Origin of the sequence: Flavobacterium davisii, from assembly GCF_019565505.1 — a bacterium.
Classification (GTDB): Bacteria; Bacteroidota; Bacteroidia; order Flavobacteriales; family Flavobacteriaceae; genus Flavobacterium; species Flavobacterium davisii.
The window spans coordinates 843,964-862,133 of sequence record NZ_CP067378.1 but is presented as its reverse complement, the minus strand read 5'-3'; the positions used below and the strand labels follow the sequence as shown (position 1 = coordinate 862,133).

Annotated in this window: 12 protein-coding genes and 1 pseudogene; all 13 read left to right on the top strand. The window is 33.5% G+C overall.

All coding sequences use genetic code 11. The annotated features are described in order from the left end of the window. Nucleotides 1–11 precede the first annotated feature (11 nt). Nucleotides 12–395 (top strand): 30S ribosomal protein S11, encoded by a 384-nt coding sequence (rpsK, locus tag JJC05_RS04325; protein ID WP_088390203.1) that lies wholly within the window; start codon nucleotides 12–14, stop codon nucleotides 393–395. Between the two features lie 121 nt (nucleotides 396–516). Then, nucleotides 517–1,119, top strand: a pseudogene (gene rpsD / locus JJC05_RS04320) (30S ribosomal protein S4). Between the two features lie 25 nt (nucleotides 1,120–1,144). Continuing rightward, nucleotides 1,145–2,137: a DNA-directed RNA polymerase subunit alpha gene (locus JJC05_RS04315; RefSeq protein WP_088390205.1), complete on the top strand. Its 993-nt coding sequence runs from the start codon at nucleotides 1,145–1,147 to the stop codon at nucleotides 2,135–2,137. A gap of 64 nt (nucleotides 2,138–2,201) precedes the next feature. Beyond that, on the top strand, nucleotides 2,202–2,684 hold the full coding sequence (gene rplQ, locus JJC05_RS04310; protein ID WP_088390207.1) for a 50S ribosomal protein L17: 483 nt from the start codon (nucleotides 2,202–2,204) through the stop codon (nucleotides 2,682–2,684). 88 nt (nucleotides 2,685–2,772) lie between these two features. Beyond that, nucleotides 2,773–3,879, top strand: coding sequence for a glutamine-hydrolyzing carbamoyl-phosphate synthase small subunit (carA, locus tag JJC05_RS04305; RefSeq protein ID WP_105195739.1), 1,107 nt, complete (start codon nucleotides 2,773–2,775; stop codon nucleotides 3,877–3,879). 57 nt (nucleotides 3,880–3,936) lie between these two features. Continuing rightward, complete coding sequence (eno, locus tag JJC05_RS04300) at nucleotides 3,937–5,229, top strand: phosphopyruvate hydratase (RefSeq protein WP_105195772.1); 1,293 nt, start codon at nucleotides 3,937–3,939, stop codon at nucleotides 5,227–5,229. A gap of 200 nt (nucleotides 5,230–5,429) precedes the next feature. Beyond that, a complete protein-coding gene (locus tag JJC05_RS04295; protein ID WP_235878328.1) occupies nucleotides 5,430–6,455 on the top strand; it encodes a hypothetical protein in 1,026 nt (341 codons plus the stop codon). Between the two features lie 43 nt (nucleotides 6,456–6,498). After that, nucleotides 6,499–10,452 carry a hypothetical protein gene (locus JJC05_RS04290; protein ID WP_235878327.1) on the top strand — a complete coding sequence of 1,318 codons (3,954 nt, stop codon included), beginning with the start codon at nucleotides 6,499–6,501 and terminating at the stop codon, nucleotides 10,450–10,452. Nucleotides 10,453–10,499: 47 nt separating this feature from the next. Beyond that, entirely contained in the window at nucleotides 10,500–12,728 is a 2,229-nt protein-coding gene (locus JJC05_RS04285; protein ID WP_235878326.1) for a SprB repeat-containing protein, read from the top strand. Continuing rightward, nucleotides 12,709–15,882 carry a T9SS type A sorting domain-containing protein gene (locus tag JJC05_RS04280; RefSeq protein ID WP_235878325.1) on the top strand — a complete coding sequence of 1,058 codons (3,174 nt, stop codon included), beginning with the start codon at nucleotides 12,709–12,711 and terminating at the stop codon, nucleotides 15,880–15,882. Before JJC05_RS04285 ends, JJC05_RS04280 begins: the two co-directional genes overlap by 20 nt. A 102-nt stretch (nucleotides 15,883–15,984) precedes the next feature. Further along, complete coding sequence (locus JJC05_RS04275; RefSeq protein ID WP_235878324.1) at nucleotides 15,985–16,617, top strand: hypothetical protein; 633 nt, start codon at nucleotides 15,985–15,987, stop codon at nucleotides 16,615–16,617. Nucleotides 16,618–16,649: 32 nt separating this feature from the next. Then, the gene (locus JJC05_RS04270) at nucleotides 16,650–17,066 is read left to right on the top strand and encodes a hypothetical protein (protein WP_235878323.1); all 417 of its coding nucleotides are present in this window, start codon (nucleotides 16,650–16,652) and stop codon (nucleotides 17,064–17,066) included. A gap of 103 nt (nucleotides 17,067–17,169) precedes the next feature. Next, nucleotides 17,170–18,063 carry a fibronectin type III domain-containing protein gene (locus JJC05_RS04265; protein WP_235878322.1) on the top strand — a complete coding sequence of 298 codons (894 nt, stop codon included), beginning with the start codon at nucleotides 17,170–17,172 and terminating at the stop codon, nucleotides 18,061–18,063. The last annotated feature ends 107 nt before the right edge of the window (nucleotides 18,064–18,170 follow it).

Genomic DNA, 18,170 nt, shown 5'->3' with positions numbered 1-18,170 from the left:
TAAGTAGTAATATGGCGAAAGCAAATACAAAAAAACGTAAAGTTGTTGTTGAGTCTACTGGTGAAGCACATGTAAGTTCAACTTTTAACAACATCATCATTTCTTTAACTAACAAGAAAGGTGAAGTTGTAGCTTGGTCATCTGCTGGTAAAATGGGCTTTAGAGGTTCTAAAAAGAACACTCCGTATGCAGCTCAAATGGCAGCAGAAGATTGTGCGAAAGTTGCTTTAGAAGCTGGTCTTAAAAAAGTAAAAGTGTTCGTTAAAGGACCCGGAAACGGAAGAGAATCAGCAATCCGCTCAATCCATAACTCAGGTATTGAAGTAACTGAAATTATCGACGTTACTCCACTTCCACACAACGGATGTCGTCCTCCAAAAAGACGTAGAGTTTAAGGATGTCTGAATTTTCAGCATCTTTATAATTTGATTTAATTAAGTATAACTTAGGTTGATCATAGATTATCGGAGGATAATTAGACCTGAATTCATAATCTCAACCTTTAAAAAAAATATAATGGCAAGATATACTGGTCCAAAAACTAAAATTGCTCGTAAGTTTGGCGAAGCAATATTCGGAGATGACAGAGCCTTCGAAAAAGAAACTACCCTCCGGGCAACACGGTTTAGCTAAAAAAGAGGTAAAAAATCTGAATATGCTATCCAGTTAATGGAAAAGCAAAAAGCTAAATATACTTATGGTATTTTAGAAAAACAATTCAGAAATTTATTCGAAAAAGCTTCTGCTGCTTCTGGTGTAACAGGTGAAATCCTTTTACAATTATGTGAAGCTCGTTTAGATAACGTAGTTTACAGAATGGGGGTAGCACCTTCAAGAAGAGCTGCTAGACAAATTGTAACTCATAGACATATTACAGTAAATGGTGAAGTGGTTAACGTTCCTTCTTACCATTTAAAACCAGGTGACAAAGTTGCTGTTCGTGAAAAATCTAAATCTTTAGAGTCAATCGAACGTTCTTTAGCTGCTGCTTCTCAAGTATACGAGTGGATCGTATGGAATAATGATACTAAAGAAGGTACTTTTGTATCAGTTCCTCAAAGATTACAAATCCCTGAGAACATCAAAGAACAACTAATTGTCGAATTGTACAACAAATAATAATAATTGACATCAGTCGAAATTTATGGCAATATTTAATTTTCAGAAGCCCGATAAAGTTATCATGATCGATTCTACTGATTTCGAAGGTAAATTCGAATTCAGACCTCTTGAACCAGGTTACGGATTGACTGTTGGTAACGCTTTAAGAAGAGTTTTACTTTCTGCTCTTGAGGGTTATGCTATCACTTCTATTCGTATTGAAGGAGTGGATCATGAGTTCTCTACTATACCCGGTGTTGTAGAAGACGTAACTGAAATTATCCTTAACTTAAAACAAGCACGTTTTAAACGTCAAATTGAAGATATCGATAACGAATCAGTTTCTATTTCTTTATCAGGTAAAGATCAAATTACTGCTGGTGATTTTCAAAAATTTATTTCAGGTTTCCAAGTGTTAAATCCTGAATTAGTAATTTGTAATTTGGACAGCAATGTAAATTTGAACATGGAAATGACCATCGAAAAAGGTCGTGGTTATGTTCCAGCAGAGGAAAACAAAAAACAAAATGCTGCAATCGGTACTATATTTACTGATTCTATCTTTACTCCTGTAAAGAATGTGAAGTACGCTATCGAAAACTTCCGTGTTGAGCAAAAAACGGATTATGAAAAATTAGTTTTTGAAATTAAAACAGATGGTTCTATCCATCCTAAAGATGCTCTAACTGAAGCGGCTAAGGTATTAATTCACCATTTTATGTTATTCTCTGATGAGAGAATTACTCTTGAGGCTGATGAAATTGCTCAAACAGAATCATATGATGAAGAATCATTGCATATGAGACAGCTGTTGAAAACTAAGTTAGTTGATATGGACTTATCTGTAAGAGCATTAAACTGCTTAAAAGCTGCTGAAGTTGATACATTAGGAGACTTAGTATCGTTCAACAAACATGACTTAATGAAATTCCGTAATTTTGGTAAAAAATCATTAACTGAACTTGATGAGTTGGTTGCCAATAAGAACTTAACGTTCGGAATGGATTTGTCAAAATATAAGTTAGATAAAGAATAATTATATCTTCATATTTTGCTCTCCAAAGCGGATTGATGCAAGATGAAGTTTAAAAAGCAACGTCATGAGACACGGAAAAAAAGTAAACCATTTAAGCAGACAGGCTGGACATAGAAAAGCTATGTTAGCTAATATGGCATGTTCATTAATCGAACATAAACGTATTAATACAACTGTTGCTAAAGCTAAAGCGCTTAAACAATTCGTTGAGCCATTAGTAACAAAATCTAAAGAAGATACAACTCACAATCGTCGTACAGTTTTCGCTTATTTAAGAAATAAATATGCTGTAACGGAATTATTCAGAGATGTAGCTGCTAAAGTGGGTGACCGTCCGGGAGGATACACACGTATCATCAAGTTAGGTAACCGTTTAGGAGATAACGCTGATATGGCAATGATTGAATTTGTAGACTTCAACGAAATCTACAACGGTGGTAAAAAAGAAGTTAAAAAAGCAAAAAGCCGTCGTGGTGGTAAAGCTAAAAAAGCTGAAACTGCTACTGAAGCTCCTGCAACTGAAGAATCTTCTGAATCTGCTGAATAATATGATGCTCAATTCATAAATATAAAAAAGGATAAACTTTTTGGTTTATCCTTTTTTTTTGAATAAATTTGCCAAACTTTTTTAAACAATGCAACACACAACAAAACAGTCAGCTATTTTACTCCTTGCAGACGGAACCATTTTTTACGGGAAATCAATCGGAATTTCAGGTAAAACTTTTGGAGAAGTTTGTTTTAATACAGGAACTACAGGTTATCAAGAAATTTTCACAGACCCTTCTTATTTTGGTCAGATCATGGTTACCACCAATGCACACATTGGTAACTATGGAGTAAATGCAGAAGAAATAGAATCTGATAAAATAATGATTTCAGGTCTAGTTTGTAAAAACTTCTCAACTTTTCATTCACGTCCTGATTCTGAAAGTAACCTTTTGAATTATTTCAAAAAAGAAAATCTTATTTGTATTTCTGATGTAGATACACGTGCATTGGTGAGTTATATCCGTGACAACGGAGCACAAAACGCTGTGATTTGTACAGATGGCACTTCTGTCGAAGAGTTAAAAAAAGAATTAGGGGCAATACCAGATATGAAAGGTTTGGAATTAGCTTCTAAAGTTTCAACTAAAGAACCTTATTTTTTCGGTGATGAAAATGCTACTTACAAAATTTCTGTTTTAGATTTAGGAATTAAGAAAAATATTTTACGCAATTTAGCAAAACGCGATTGTTATATAAAAGTTTATCCCTATAATACTTCTTTTGAAGACTTAAAAGAGTTTAATCCAGATGGTTATTTCTTGTCAAACGGACCCGGTGATCCAGATCCATTGCATACTGCACAAGAAGTAGCACGTCAAATTTTAGCAGCAAATAAACCACTATTTGGAATTTGTTTAGGACACCAAGTAATAGCTTTAGCTAATGGTGTGTCTACTTATAAAATGTTTAATGGACATCGGGGAATTAATCATCCTGTTAAAAATTTATTAACTGGTCGTGGAGAAATAACTTCTCAAAACCATGGTTTTGCAGTGAACAGAGAAGAGTTAGAAAAACATGCTGATTTTGAAATTACACATGTACATTTAAATGATGGTACTGTAGCAGGTATGCAAATGAAAAGTAAAAACTGTTTTTCAGTACAATACCATCCTGAGGCTAGTCCAGGCCCACATGATGCTTCCTATTTATTTGATCAATTTATTGAAAATATAAAGAATAATAATTAAATAATAACTATTTTAGAAAATTCATGATTGAATTCTAAAAATAAAAACTTAAACAAAATGGGTGTTATAATAAAAGTTCACGCAAGACAAATCCTTGATTCAAGAGGAAATCCTACAGTAGAAGTAGATGTAGTTACAGAAAATGGTATTTTAGGTCGTGCAGCGGTTCCATCAGGAGCCTCTACAGGAGAACATGAAGCAGTTGAGTTACGTGATGGAGGGAATAGTTTCTTGGGGAAAGGAGTTTTGAAAGCCGTTGAAAATGTAAATATAACAATAGCAGAAGCCTTAGTAGGTATTTCAGTATTTGAACAAAATATGATAGATAAAATCATGATCGATTTAGATGCTACACCTAATAAATCCAAATTAGGAGCTAATGCTATTTTGGGTGTTTCTTTGGCAGTAGCTAAAGCAGCAGCTAATGAATTAGGTTTGCCTTTATATCGTTATGTAGGTGGTGTGTCTGGAAATACTTTACCAGTGCCGATGATGAATATTATTAATGGAGGTTCACACTCAGATGCACCCATTGCTTTTCAAGAATTTATGATTATGCCTGTAAAAGCTACTTCATTTACACATGCAATGCAAATGGGAACTGAAATTTTCCATAACTTAAAGAAGGTATTACATGATAGAAATTTATCTACTGCTGTAGGTGATGAAGGTGGTTTTGCTCCTAACTTAGCTGGAGGTACAGAAGATGCTTTAGATTCAATCAAATTGGCTGTTGAAAAAGCAGGTTATGTGTTTGGTGAAGATATTATGATTGCTTTAGACTGTGCAGCATCTGAATTTTATGTTAACGGAAACTACGATTACACGAAGTTTGAAGGAGCTACTGGTAAAGTGAGATCATCTGAAGAACAAGCAGTCTATTTAGCTGAATTATGTGCCAAATATCCTATTGTTTCTATCGAAGACGGTATGTATGAAGACGATTGGAACGGTTGGAAATTGTTGACCGATAAAATAGGAAACAAAGTACAGTTAGTAGGTGACGATTTATTTGTAACCAATGTAGAACGTTTATCAACAGGAATTGAAAAAGGAATTGCAAATTCGATTTTGATCAAAGTAAATCAAATTGGAACTTTAACAGAGACAATTGCGGCTGTAAATATGGCACATAATGCGGGATATACTTCGGTAATGTCACACCGTTCAGGAGAAACAGAAGATAATACGATTGCGGATTTAGCAGTAGCATTAAACTGTGGTCAAATCAAAACAGGTTCGGCATCTCGTTCTGATCGTATGGCAAAATACAATCAATTATTACGTATAGAAGAAGAATTAGGAGATGTAGCTTATTTTCCAGGAAAAAATGCTTTTAAAGTAAAATAAAAAATATTTTTTAATCAATTTAAAAAAACGATTCCCTTTTTAGGTAATCGTTTTTTTTATAAAAAGAAATTTAAAATATAAAATATTGGTTTTTGTAAAAAAATAGGTGGAATTGTGAATAAAAAACAATTTTAAGGGTGGAAATTTGTTTGATTGTTTGAAATAGTATTACTTTTGTTTTAAAAAACAAACACTATCTCATGCGATTTAAAATAGCAGTTCTTATTTTATTTACATCCCTTTTATCCTATTCCAATGTTACTTTAATAGAAAAAGATACATTAAAAATTTCCAAAATAGCGTCTAATTTTTCTAAGCTAGATTCCAAAATTGCGATCCAACAAATATTAGAATCAAGTGTTCAAAGACAATGGATTTCACCTTTTTTTTCTAGATTAGACAAAAACACACCAGAATATATAAAACAGTTTTTTAAAACAGATCAATTCGCATTCGAGGATAAGTTTTTAGATAAAATTGGGAAATTATTCAATGATAAAAATCTAAAATACGTCCAAAATATATCAAAAGAAGAACTAATCAAGTTACCCATAGGTTTAAAAGGTTTGACAAATGATGGTTTTAAAGCTGAAATGGTTATAGTGAATGCAAAGGTTACTGCAGAATATTTACAATTAACAGCCTTTGCACGTTTGGAGACCCAATTTTTAAATACCCATTTATATTTTGCTGCCGAAGATTTAAAACTTTCTCATGATGGTGGAATTATCGGCGATTGGAAGTTATATTCACTTGGTAATACCACATTACCTCAGTTGGGTAGTAAAGCATTATTAACGATTTTAGGAGGAGATATAGAGCGAAAAAATGGTGCAATAAAAGGAGATTCTTATATAGAATTTGATTGTAACGGATTTAAAAGTATGTCTTTTAAACTAGATATTCGTTTAGCACGTTCTATTATTGTGCCAGTTGATGCAAATGGAAAACGGAAAGTATATAGCTCCGATTTAGCTCAAGATAAAGAAAAAGCAGTTGGAAATGAACACTATGTAGGAACTACCTTAGGGATAAAAGGGAGTGGTTGGAATGATCTGTTATTAGATCTAGACTTGCCTGCTTTTGAAATTACTAGTTTAAAAAACTGGAGTTTTAAACTTAAAAAAGTAACGATGGATTTAAGCGATACCAAAAATAATCCTGAGGTTACTAAAAATTTTCCTAAAGTATACGAAACGGGAGGTTTTTTCCCGGGGAGGGAATAAAAATATTTGGAAAGGCTTTTTTGCAGAAGAAGTAGAAATAACAATGCCAAAACAATTTTCTAATAAAAGTACAGGAGAAAAGACAAAAATAGAAAGTACCAATTTACTGATAGATAATTTTGGAGTAAGCGGAATTTTTGCAGGTTATAAGCTTTTAGATAAAGGAAGCGCTTCAGGATGGCAATATAAATTAGATTACGTAGGTGTTGGTTTAGAATTAGGTAAAATTAAATCAGCAAAAATATTGGGATATATAAAACCATCTGCTACGGATTCTTTTTTAGAAATTTTAGGAACATTTAATGAAGATAAATATCTTTTTCAAGCTTCGGTTACTGAGTCTGATTTAAAAATGTTTAAAGGAAAATTGGTTTTTGAAAAAAATTCTTGGATCAAATTAGAATTTGATGATACCTCTGATGAATTTAAAGCTTCTGCTCTGCTCAATGGTAAGATGGCTTTTAAAGGTGGATTAGAAAAAAATAATACCAGTCAGAACGTTAATAACACTACTATTGAAGTCTTTAGTAGTTCTGATAGTAATGTAGGTCACGTTTTGACAGATGTTCAAACAGGAAGTGAAGTTGTTGTTACGAAAGTGAATAATTATTTGAATGATAATTTTTCATTCATTAAAGCAGATCCCAAGAAAAAAGCCGTTGAGCAACTTAAAGAATATGTTGATAAAGGATATAAAGAGTTGAGTGATTTTGTTCAAGCCCGTGTTTTTTCTTATGCAGCGGATATAGCAAGTGAAAAAAATATAGAAGCAAAAAGAGAAGACATTCAGAAAGAGAAGGATAAAGAATTCTATAGCTTCAAAGGGATTGCATTTCAAAATTTGAAATTACAATCACACGCCTTACCATATGTTCAAGCCGATTATTTTGGTTATCCCTCTTCAGTAGAACAAAAATTTGGTAATTTTTCGGTTGGAATAAGCAATATTCGTTTAATAACTCCGTCAAAAGATGAATTAGGATTAGCATTCAACATGAAAGTAAATTTAATGGGCGGTGATTCGTCTTCTTCGGATAGTAATGGTTTTATATCGGCAGAAGCGGGACTTCAAATTATAGGTAAATTTCAAAATGATACTTTTCATTCCTATAAATTTAAAGAGGTAGCGGTTGATGAAATTAAAGTAGACGTTGAAAAGAGTGGTTTTACTCTGAAAGGTGGGCTAAAAGTATTTAATGAAGATGCTATTTATGGTAAAGGCTTTCAGGGAAAATTAGCCGTTGAGCTAAAACAACTAGAAGTGAAAGGTATGGCTAAAGCTATTTTTGCTAAAAAGGACTTTTCTTACTGGTTTGTCGATTTTCAGATTGATAATAACGGTTCTTCAAGTAAGTTTGGATTACAACGTGTAGAGGGCGGTTTATCTTACAGAATGAAACGTGTAGACGGGAATATGATGGCGAATTTAGGAACCAATGTTTACAAACCTGATGCGAAATCGGGTTTAGGTTTCCGTGCAGGGGTTAAAGCAAAATTTGGAGAATCAACCTCCTTTAAAGCCAAAGTATTTTTGGAAATGGAATACAACAATACGGGCGGTTTAAACCGTATTTATTTCCTAGGAGAAGGGGCAATGATGTCTGGTAATGGCGATACTGAAGGTAATTTAAGAGATACATGGGCTAGCTATGATAAGATATTTTCTGGGGACGAAGCTGCCGAAATGAATCAATATCTTGCCAATGGGAACATGTTGGCTATTTCGAAACGGACACATCCCGTATCTGAAATTGCAAAAGATGGAAAAATTGGATTGTTTGTAAGTATCGAAAAAGATTTTGTACATAATTCTTTTGATGGGCTTTTTGAACTGTATCTAAATTTAGAAGGAATCAAAGGTTCTGGACAAAATAATAAGTTTGGTATGGTACACATGTACTCAAGTCCAAACAAAAATTATTTACATGTAGGAACCCCTATGGATAAGCTTGGTGCTATTTTCAAAATAGGATCGTATGATATTAACGTTGGAGCGTATTTCATGACAGGTGATGTAATCCCTTCACAAGTACCACCACACCCTAGGGTTTTAGAAATTCTTGGGCCTGATATCATGAATGATAATCGGAACTTAAGTTTGCTGAATGATGCTAAAGGGTTCGCTTTTGGACTTAATTTCAGTCTTGCCATCCCCTATGATGGAGGTTGGTTTTATGCCCTTTTGGAAGCAGGTGGAGGTTTTGATATTACCCATCGAAAATTAAATGGTGTGAGTTGTGCTGGTCGTCCCGGATTAGTAGGAAATGATGGATGGTATTCCATGGGACAGGTATATGCCTATATCTATGGAGAGGCAGGCTTGCGTATTAAAGTATTTGGTATCAAAAAAGAGATAAAGATTTTAGCGGTAGGTATAGCGGCCATGCTACGAGGTGAATTTCCGAATCCAACACACATGGAAGGTTATGTAGGAGTTTATTATAACGTACTTGGAGGTATGATAAAAGGGCGCTTTAAGTACAAAGCCGAAATAGGTGAAAAGTGCGAATTTATAGGTATGACGCAACCACTTTCCATACCGCTTATTGCGAGTGTGAGTCCTGATAGTGAAAGCAACGTAGATGTGTTTAAAAAGCCTCAGGTAGCCTTTAATTACAGTATGTTGCAACCTTTTTCGGCAGAGGATGCTAATGGAAATAGGAAATTGGTACGCATCAATTTGAAAAAGTATGTGCTTAAAGTGGATGGAAATCCGTTGACAGGTGATTTGCAATGGACAGACCATAATACCAAAGTAAATTTTGTTTCCTTTGAAGTACTACCTCCACAAAAAGATATTGTAGGCGAAGTAGAAGTAGGGGTTGAAGAACAATATGGGGCATCTTGGATACCGCTCCAAGGAGGGAATACTGATACAGAGAAAAAAACATTTACTTTTAAAACAGGTAATGCACCTGAATATATTCCGTTAGAGAACATCCGTTATAGTTACCCTGTAGTGGCAGCAAATAATTTTTATCCTGAGGAACATAAAAATGTCTATATTAAATTAAAGCAAGGACAAAAATATTTGTTTGATGGTTCTGTGAAAAACTGGGTACTCAAAGGCGAAGTGAAACAAGGAGAACAAGTGCTGTTTCAAAACGATTTGAAATACGACGCCTCTGCTAAAAAAGTAAGCTTTGCTTATGATAAGGTAGCGACTGAAAAAGCCTACCAATTACAGTTGACGGCTTATCCGCCAGGAATGGTTTTAACTACTTCACAAAGCATGGATATTACGCAAAGCAGTGGTACAGCTAGTACAGTATCGGATGCTAACTTTACCAATCAGCAAACCATCAGTCAAAACACAGCTATGGCCGATAATAATACTAAATTAACCAAATCATTTTTGGCTTATGAGTTTAAAACGAGTAAACATGCAACGTTTACGGAGAAGATGAGGAGTATCGTAAAAACGGCTGATATTTTTGAAATTTTAAGCGCAGATACTGATGCGTTGCATATAGCAACCAAACCGTATGAAGTATTTAATTTAGAAGAATTGGAAGGGAATCAGTATACCGATGGAAAACCGTTGATTACTGTTGAAGCGGTACTTGAAGATAATTATTTTAAAAACTATATTAACCCTTTATTATATCAAAAATATCCTCTAGATGGGAATATTTGGATTACGCAACGTGATACCAAGGTGTTAGGGTTGCCGCCTGTACGTGCTATAGAAACGCCTGCTTATTATTTAGAATGGCTTAAAACGCCTGCTGGATTGCAAGAAGCATCTAGGCGTTTACCTTTTGTGTATCAATTGCCAAGAGTGTATCGTGCTGATTATGGGGAGTTGAAATATAAAGTGGTAAATAAGTTTATGAGTCCAAATGTGAATTTTGAAAAATATGAGATATATAAAAGTTTAATTGATAATATGTATATCCCTATTGCAATAGGAAATTACACGATTAAGATAAAATACTCTTTAAACGAAAAGGAGTTTAGTAAAGAAGTAGGGAGAACTTTTGAAAGAAAATTTTAGGGAGTTAAAGTTTTTTAAAAAGTTATATAAAGATTAAATTTTTAAAAATGAAGAAATATTTAGTAATGCTTTTCTTGTTGTCAAATTTAATGTTTTCTCAACAAAAAATAAAAGTCTTATTTGTAGTTGGAAATTTAAGTATTAAAAACAAATGTATAGTTAATTCTAATAGTGTATATTATGAGGGAGGTTTTTTAAATAATGAAATGTTATTTTCTGGTAATGTTATTTTTAATAAAACTAATTGGGTTTTAGAACAATATCATGTAATTACTTATGATAAAGAAAATGTTCCTAAAGAATTGTATTTTTCTTCAAAGAATCATTACAGTGGATTAGATGATAAAGGACAATGTGTTCCTGAGTTTTGTAATTCTGATTTTAAAATAACTTTAGATGTAAGTCTAGAAAAATCTTTTTATAAAAGTTTGGAAGTGCTAAAAGAGGAAAATTATGATGTTTCTAATCCTAATGGAGGAGGAGTCTGTCAGCAATTTCCTGAATTAGTTATTTTAACTACAACAGATGCTCAAATATTAGAGAAGGGAAGTTGTGATTATTTTAGGATTCCTGATGTATATGATTTACGAACGACTACTCCAAGAACTGTAGGTCTAGTTAATAAAATGGCCTATAAGACATCTGCAACAGGTGGTTGGAATGAATTTATACCAATTGTATATGACCCGTATAAAGATGGGCACAAATATTTTAAATTGTCAGACTTGGGGTTGGAAAATTATGTTGGTAATTTTATATATAAAGTAAAAATTGTTAATACCAAATTTGTTGGTAATATTGGAACTATCGATAGTGATTATATTGAAACTTCAGAAGTTCAAACTGAAGTAAAATCTTGTTCCCCTCATATAATATCTCAAAATGTTCAGGGTAATAATAATTGTTATGGGGATAGTAAAGGTTCTATACTTTTTGAGTTTGATAAATCACCTGATGCCTCCTTAAAACAATACTTAGTTGCAACATTAGAAAAAAAGGTCAATGATAAATATATAGCAGATAAGACATTGCAAATTTTACCTTCAATGTTGACATTTGATCCTGTCAAAAAAACATATAAGTATTTATTAGAAAATTTATTTAAAGGGGAATACAAATTAACCTATAAATTGTTTGATGGGACATCAAATTTCACTACTCCTGAAACTTCTGGAGAGTTTAGTATTACAGAAAATTCAAAGATCACCTTTAGTGTCATGGCTACACCCGTATTATGTTATGGTGCAAAGACAGGAACAATAAGAATTAATGCTGTAGGAGGAGTAGGGAATTATCAGTACAGTCAAGACGCAGGAAATACTTGGGGAAATTCAAATGTGTTGAGTGGATTACAAGCAGGTAGTTATACTGTTTTGGTAAAAGATAGTAATGGTTGTACAGCACCTGATGGATCTCAAAATATAGTAGTAAGTCAACCTAGTGAATCATTAACAATAGAGCTAGTTAAGTTGATTACCCCTTCAACAAATGTATCAGCGGATGGTGAAATAGATATACGTGTTAGAGGAGGAGTAGCCCCTTATAGCTATTCATGGCAATCTACAAGCAATAATCTCAATGGTCAAATGCACAATGAAGATTTATCTAATTTATCAGGAAATGCAATTTATACTTTAACCGTTACAGATGGAAATAATTGCACTATAACTTTTAGCCAAAAAATAGAAGCCCCAGAACCAATAGTTATAAAGTTTGATAATCCACTCATCCAATGTTATGGAGGAAGAGTCAACCTAACAGCCACGGTAACGGGAGGGAATTTACCTTATAAAACCTTAGAATGGGTACCCAATAATTTTCAATCAACCAATACGGCCAATACATCGAGTATAAGCAATTTATTAGCAGGAGACTACCAGTTCCGAGTAGTAGATCAGAGAAATGTTATTCGAACAGCTATTTACACAGTAGCCTCAGAACCGTCACAACTAAATATTAAAGGATTAAATACTTCTATTATAGGAGGTATCCCTACCGTTTATCAAAAATGTTATAATGATACCCAAACCAGTTTAAACGTAATGATTCAAGGAGGAACTACTCCCTATACTTATGCTTGGGTAAATCTAAATACACCCAATATCATATTAAGTACCAATAAAGATTTGATTTCAGTGAGTCCCGGGGCTTATAGACTAACCCTTACCGATGCTAATGGATGTACAGCTATCCAACCATTTAATGTAGTAGAGGCTTCTCCTCTTGAATTTACACTATTAACCGAAACACCGATCGTTGATCCAGGGAACAAATAGTGGAGCAATTAAAATAAAAGCTACGGGAGGAACAGGTATTTTTAGCTATAGTATAGATGGTACTAATTGGCAATTATCCAATATCTTTGCTCATTTAAAAGCAGGGAATTATAATTTTTATACAAAAGATACAAATGCTTGTATAATAGGTCCTAAGTCAATCAGTCTTACAGAACCAGCACCATTTCAAGTAAGTATTCAGTCCATTAAAAGTATTAAATGTCACGGAGACTCAACAGCAAGCCTTAAAGCAATCGCTACAGGAGGTACTCCACAAATCAATCCTCCTTATTATGACTATATATGGACTAATACCACCACAGGTATGCTATATACTGGTGAAAATATATCCAATATACCAGTAGGTATTTATAATTTAGTAGTAACAGATAAAAATGGCGTTACTCGTACCGCAACCTATGAGTTAAAAGCACCAGATCCGCTTAGTTTGTCACCTTCGTTTACTCCCGTAAAATGTTTTAATGCAAATGATGGAGAGATCGTATTAGATGCCAAAGGCGGAACGATGCCTTATACATATTACCTAAATGATGTGGTTTATCCAGATAAAAAAATTACAGGCTTGAAAACAGGTGTTTACCTACCAAAGGTTACAGATGCACAAGGATGTAGTATTGAAGGAACTCCAATTGAAATTAAGCAACCTTCAGTCCTAAGTGCTACACATACCATTTACCCTGTTTCGTTTGTAGGGGCTAATGATGGTGCTATAGAAGTGACTGTAAGTGGTGGAACCCTGCCTTATTCGTATAAATGGACACCCGATTTAGGTAATACTAATTATCCTAAAAATCTTAGCAAAAATGATTACACACTTACCATAACGGATGCCAATGGATGTCATTTAGATAAAAGATATGCCGTTGGACTTATAGAACCCCTAAGAGTTAATTTAGATGCCCCTAATAGTATAGTAGAGTTGAACTGTTTTGGCGATAAAATTGCCAAAATAGGAATATTAATCAGCGGAGGACGACCGGCAACCAAAGAACCATCTTATAACATTGCATGGTATAATGATCAGAATCAATTCTTAGGCAATACGCCCACTATCAGTAACCTACCAGCAGGAAATTATACAGTAACGGTTACAGATTTTAACACACCAAAAGGACAAATAACTCAAACTTTTACAGTCAAACAACCTCTTGCTCCATTAAATTTACAACTTACGCTATCTAAAAAAGTATTGTGTAATAAGCAAACTACAGCCGAGTTACAGACTATGGTTCAAGGAGGTACGTCTCCTTATAATTATCAATGGAAAAATGCGACCAATCAATTAGTAGGTACAGCGGCTAATTTGTCCAATATAGGAGCAGGAGTTTATACTTGTTCAGTAATTGATGCCAATGGATGTAAAATCAATCAAAGTTTTACGGTAACAGAACCCACCATTTTAACGGCTACACTAACCGCTACTGATGTTAGGATTAATGGACAAAAAACTGGAAGTATAGTTGTAAATCAAATTTTGGGAGGGACTTCTCCTTATCGTTTTGCTCTGGATAATGGAAATTGGCAAACTTCTACTTTGTTTTCAGGCTTAGGAAAAGGAAATTATAAAGTAACCGTTGAGGATGCAAATGGTTGTACGTTAGTTCTAAACACCAATATTCTTGAACCAGAAGTGTTAAAAACAACGATACTAAATGTAAATCAAACAAATATTAAATGTAATGGGGATAAAACAATAAACCTTGAATCCGTTACCACAGGGGGGATCAAACCTTACTTTTTTCAATGGAAACAAAATGGTCAGCTAATGGTGAATGCACAATTAGATAAATTGAATTTGGTAGGAGCAGGAGTTTACGAAGTTATGATTAAAGATAATGCAGGAGCTACAACTTCGGCCATACTAACAGTGAATGAACCTCAAAAACTAAGTGCGACTTATACAACAGTAGATGCTTCTTGTGACGCACCTTTAGGAGGTAAAATAGCTGTACAAGTTAGTGGAGGAACTCCTCCTTATACGTATGAGTGGAATAAAGGTGTTAAAGGCACAAACTCTGTATTAGAGAATATAAGTATTGGTAATTACAATGTTATAATAACGGATGCCAATAATTGTGTTTTAGATGATCCTCAATTGAAAAATATAAATATAAAAACTACAGGAGGATTACAATTAAATGAGAAAATTACAGCTGTTAGTTGTGGGGAGTTAAATAATGGGAAAATAGATTTATCACCTTCTGGTGGTACAGGGAACTATAGTATTGTTTGGGATGACAAAACTTTACAAGGCTTCCATCTACAAGACCTAATGGCAAAAACGTACACAGGCACGCTAACCGATACAGGAAGTAATTGTAGTTTACCAATTGCGTTGACCGTTGGAGGATCAACACCTTTGGTAGTCAATTTAGGTTCTGACATGGTATTATGTAAAGGGCAAACACATACTATAGATGCAGAAATAAAATTACCGGGCTTAATTTATTTATGGACATCAGATAAAGGTTTTAGATCAACCAACCCTAAAGTTACCCTAAAAGAAAGTGGCGTGTATACCCTTAAAGTAACAAATGGAGACTGCCAGTATACCGATCAAATAGCCATTCAAGTTTTAAACGAAACCATTGAAGCAAACTTTATGATTGCTACACAAACCTACAAAGATGAAGAAATCGTTTTAGTTAATATTAGTAACAATTCGACAAGTAATACGTACGAATGGATATTACCCGTTGGAGCAGAAATTGTAGCACAAAATCAAGATAATATGATTATCAAATTCAAGGAAAATGGTAAATATCAAGTAGGAATTAAATGTAAAAATGCTTTGGGATGTGAAACACAACAACTAAATGAAATAATAGTAGAAGAAAATACAAAAGGTACTACAGCAGATACAAGCGCCCTATTTGTTAAGAATTACAAAATATATCCTAATCCATTAGAATCGAATGATGATCAGATAAATGTAGAGGTAGAACTAGCTTTTGAATTACCCGTTACACTATCAATATACAGGATGGAATTAGGAGCCTTGATTTTAGAATTAGAAAAACCAGCCAGCAAAAAACATATAGAAAAAATTCCATTTCATCATGCCGCAGGAGTTTACTATATAATTATGAAAACAAAAGGAGCCGTACAAGCCAAAAAAATAATTAGAAAATAAAGAACAAACAAAAGGAATAAAGTAAAAATAACAAGTAATTATAAATCTTAAAAAAACAATTTAAGAAACTAAATTACCTTTTGATATAATAAAAAAATAAAAATGAATAAAAGCTTAAAGAATTGCTCACGTATTGTATTGTTTACAATGCTACTGATTTATTCTTATACTATTGGTCAAGTTGATACAACAATCGTTAAACCTGCTATTTTTGGAAAAGCAAAAATAATAGATAACAAAATCTTATTAAAATGGAACGTTAATGACCCTTATTATTGGAAAAAATCATTAAAAAATGGGTACAAACTCCAACGTGTTACCGTACTTCGTGATGGTAAACCTATAAATAAAGACGAGGTAGTAATCCTAAAAGAAACCTTAAAACCCTTGCCTTTAGCACAATGGGAACCATTAGTAAAACAAGATTCATTAGCAGCCGTATTAGCACAAGCTATTTATGGCGAAGATTTCGAAACCTCTACGCAAGAGAAAGGTCTTGCGAAAATGATGATGTTAAACGATCAAAATCAACAACGCTATGCGTTTTCCATGTTAGCGGCTGAACAATCATTTTTAGCCACCAAAGCCGCAGGCTGGGGGTTTGAAGATACGACCGCTAAAATCAACGAAAAATATGTATACACCATTACTTTATTGGGCGTAAAAGAAGATGAAGTAGCCCACGGAAGTATTTATATAGGCTTAGCTGATAAAAATGATACAACCCCCCTGTAACGCCTGAGGCTGTTTTTGGGAACCAAACCGTTATGTTATTTTGGGATTTTGGAGCACAAAAAGAATTGTTTTCTTGTTATAACATAGAAAGATCAACCGATGGAAAAACATTTTATAAACTAAACAATGTGCCTGTTTTTCCAACAATAAGCAAATCTACTTATACCACCTTTACCGACAATTTGCCAGAAAACAACACCAGGTATTATTATCGAATACGTGGGATAGACACCTTTGGTTATTTGAGCGAACCCTCTAAAGTGGTTTCGGGTATGGGAGCTGATTTTTTAGAGTTTTCACCTCAAATTACAGCAAAAGCCGCTTTAGATGATGAAACTGTAAATTTAGAATGGGATTTCCCTCAAGAAGGAGAAGAAAAAATTAAGGGATTTAATATTTTACAAGCAGATCACGATAACGGTCCTTTCGAAATCGTAAAAAAGAGGTAGCTGCTACCACACGTAAATTAGTTTTTAAAGCAAAGTTAAAACCTTCCAATTATTTTAAGATACAAGCAATCGCTAAAAAGGAGGATTCAGAGAATCCTATGCTATGTTAGTTCAACCCATAGATTCTATCCCTCCCATAGCCCCAGTAGGATTAGAAGGCGTAATAGATAGTGTAGGAATTGTAAAACTAAAATGGAAAAACAATACAGAACCCGATTTGTATGGATATAAAGTTTTTCGTAGTTACGACAAAACAGGGATGTATGTAGAGTTATCATCAAAAGTTTTGCATAAAACCAGCTATCAAGACACCATTACGATGAAATCTTTGAATAGAAAAGTATTTTACAAATTAAAAGCTCTCGATATAAGGTATAATGAATCCTCTTTTTCAACAGCATTTGAAATTATAAAAAAAGACAAAATAGCCCCATCAATCCCTGTTCTATCCAATTATGAAATAGAAGAAAAAAAAATAAAAATTTATTTTCTTCAAAGTCAGTCAGAAGATGTTAAAAAACATAGTCTCTATAGAAGAAGAGAAGATCAAAAAGAATGGAAAGTTATTTTTGAAACCACAGATCAAGAAATAGACTTTTACGAAGACAAAACAGTAGAAGAAAAAAGAAAATATTATTATGCCATGACCGCAACAGATCAAGACGGTAATGAAACAGCGCCTTCTGAACCCTTAATTTTAGAAACAATTCCAACCGTTTTAAGACACGGAATCACAACCTTTAGTGGCATGGCAGATCCTAATTCTAAAGCAATAGAACTATATTGGAATGCAAAATCTAATGATATAGAAGAATACCATTTGTACAAAAGAATAAATGAAAGTCAAAATGTTTTATTCAAAATACTACCACCTAACAAAAAAAATCAATTTATAGATACCACTTTACATGTAGGTAATGTGTATTACTACAATATTAGAGCGGTATTTAAAGATGGAAGTTTAAGCGCTTTTAAAGAAGTTAAAGTGGTGTATTAGAATTCAGAATTCAGAACTTTTAGATTTTAGAAAATAAGATGTAGAAAAAAATTAGCGTGCTTTGTGCTTTCGTTGTGTGCTTTGCGGTTAAGTAAGAATTTAGAAAA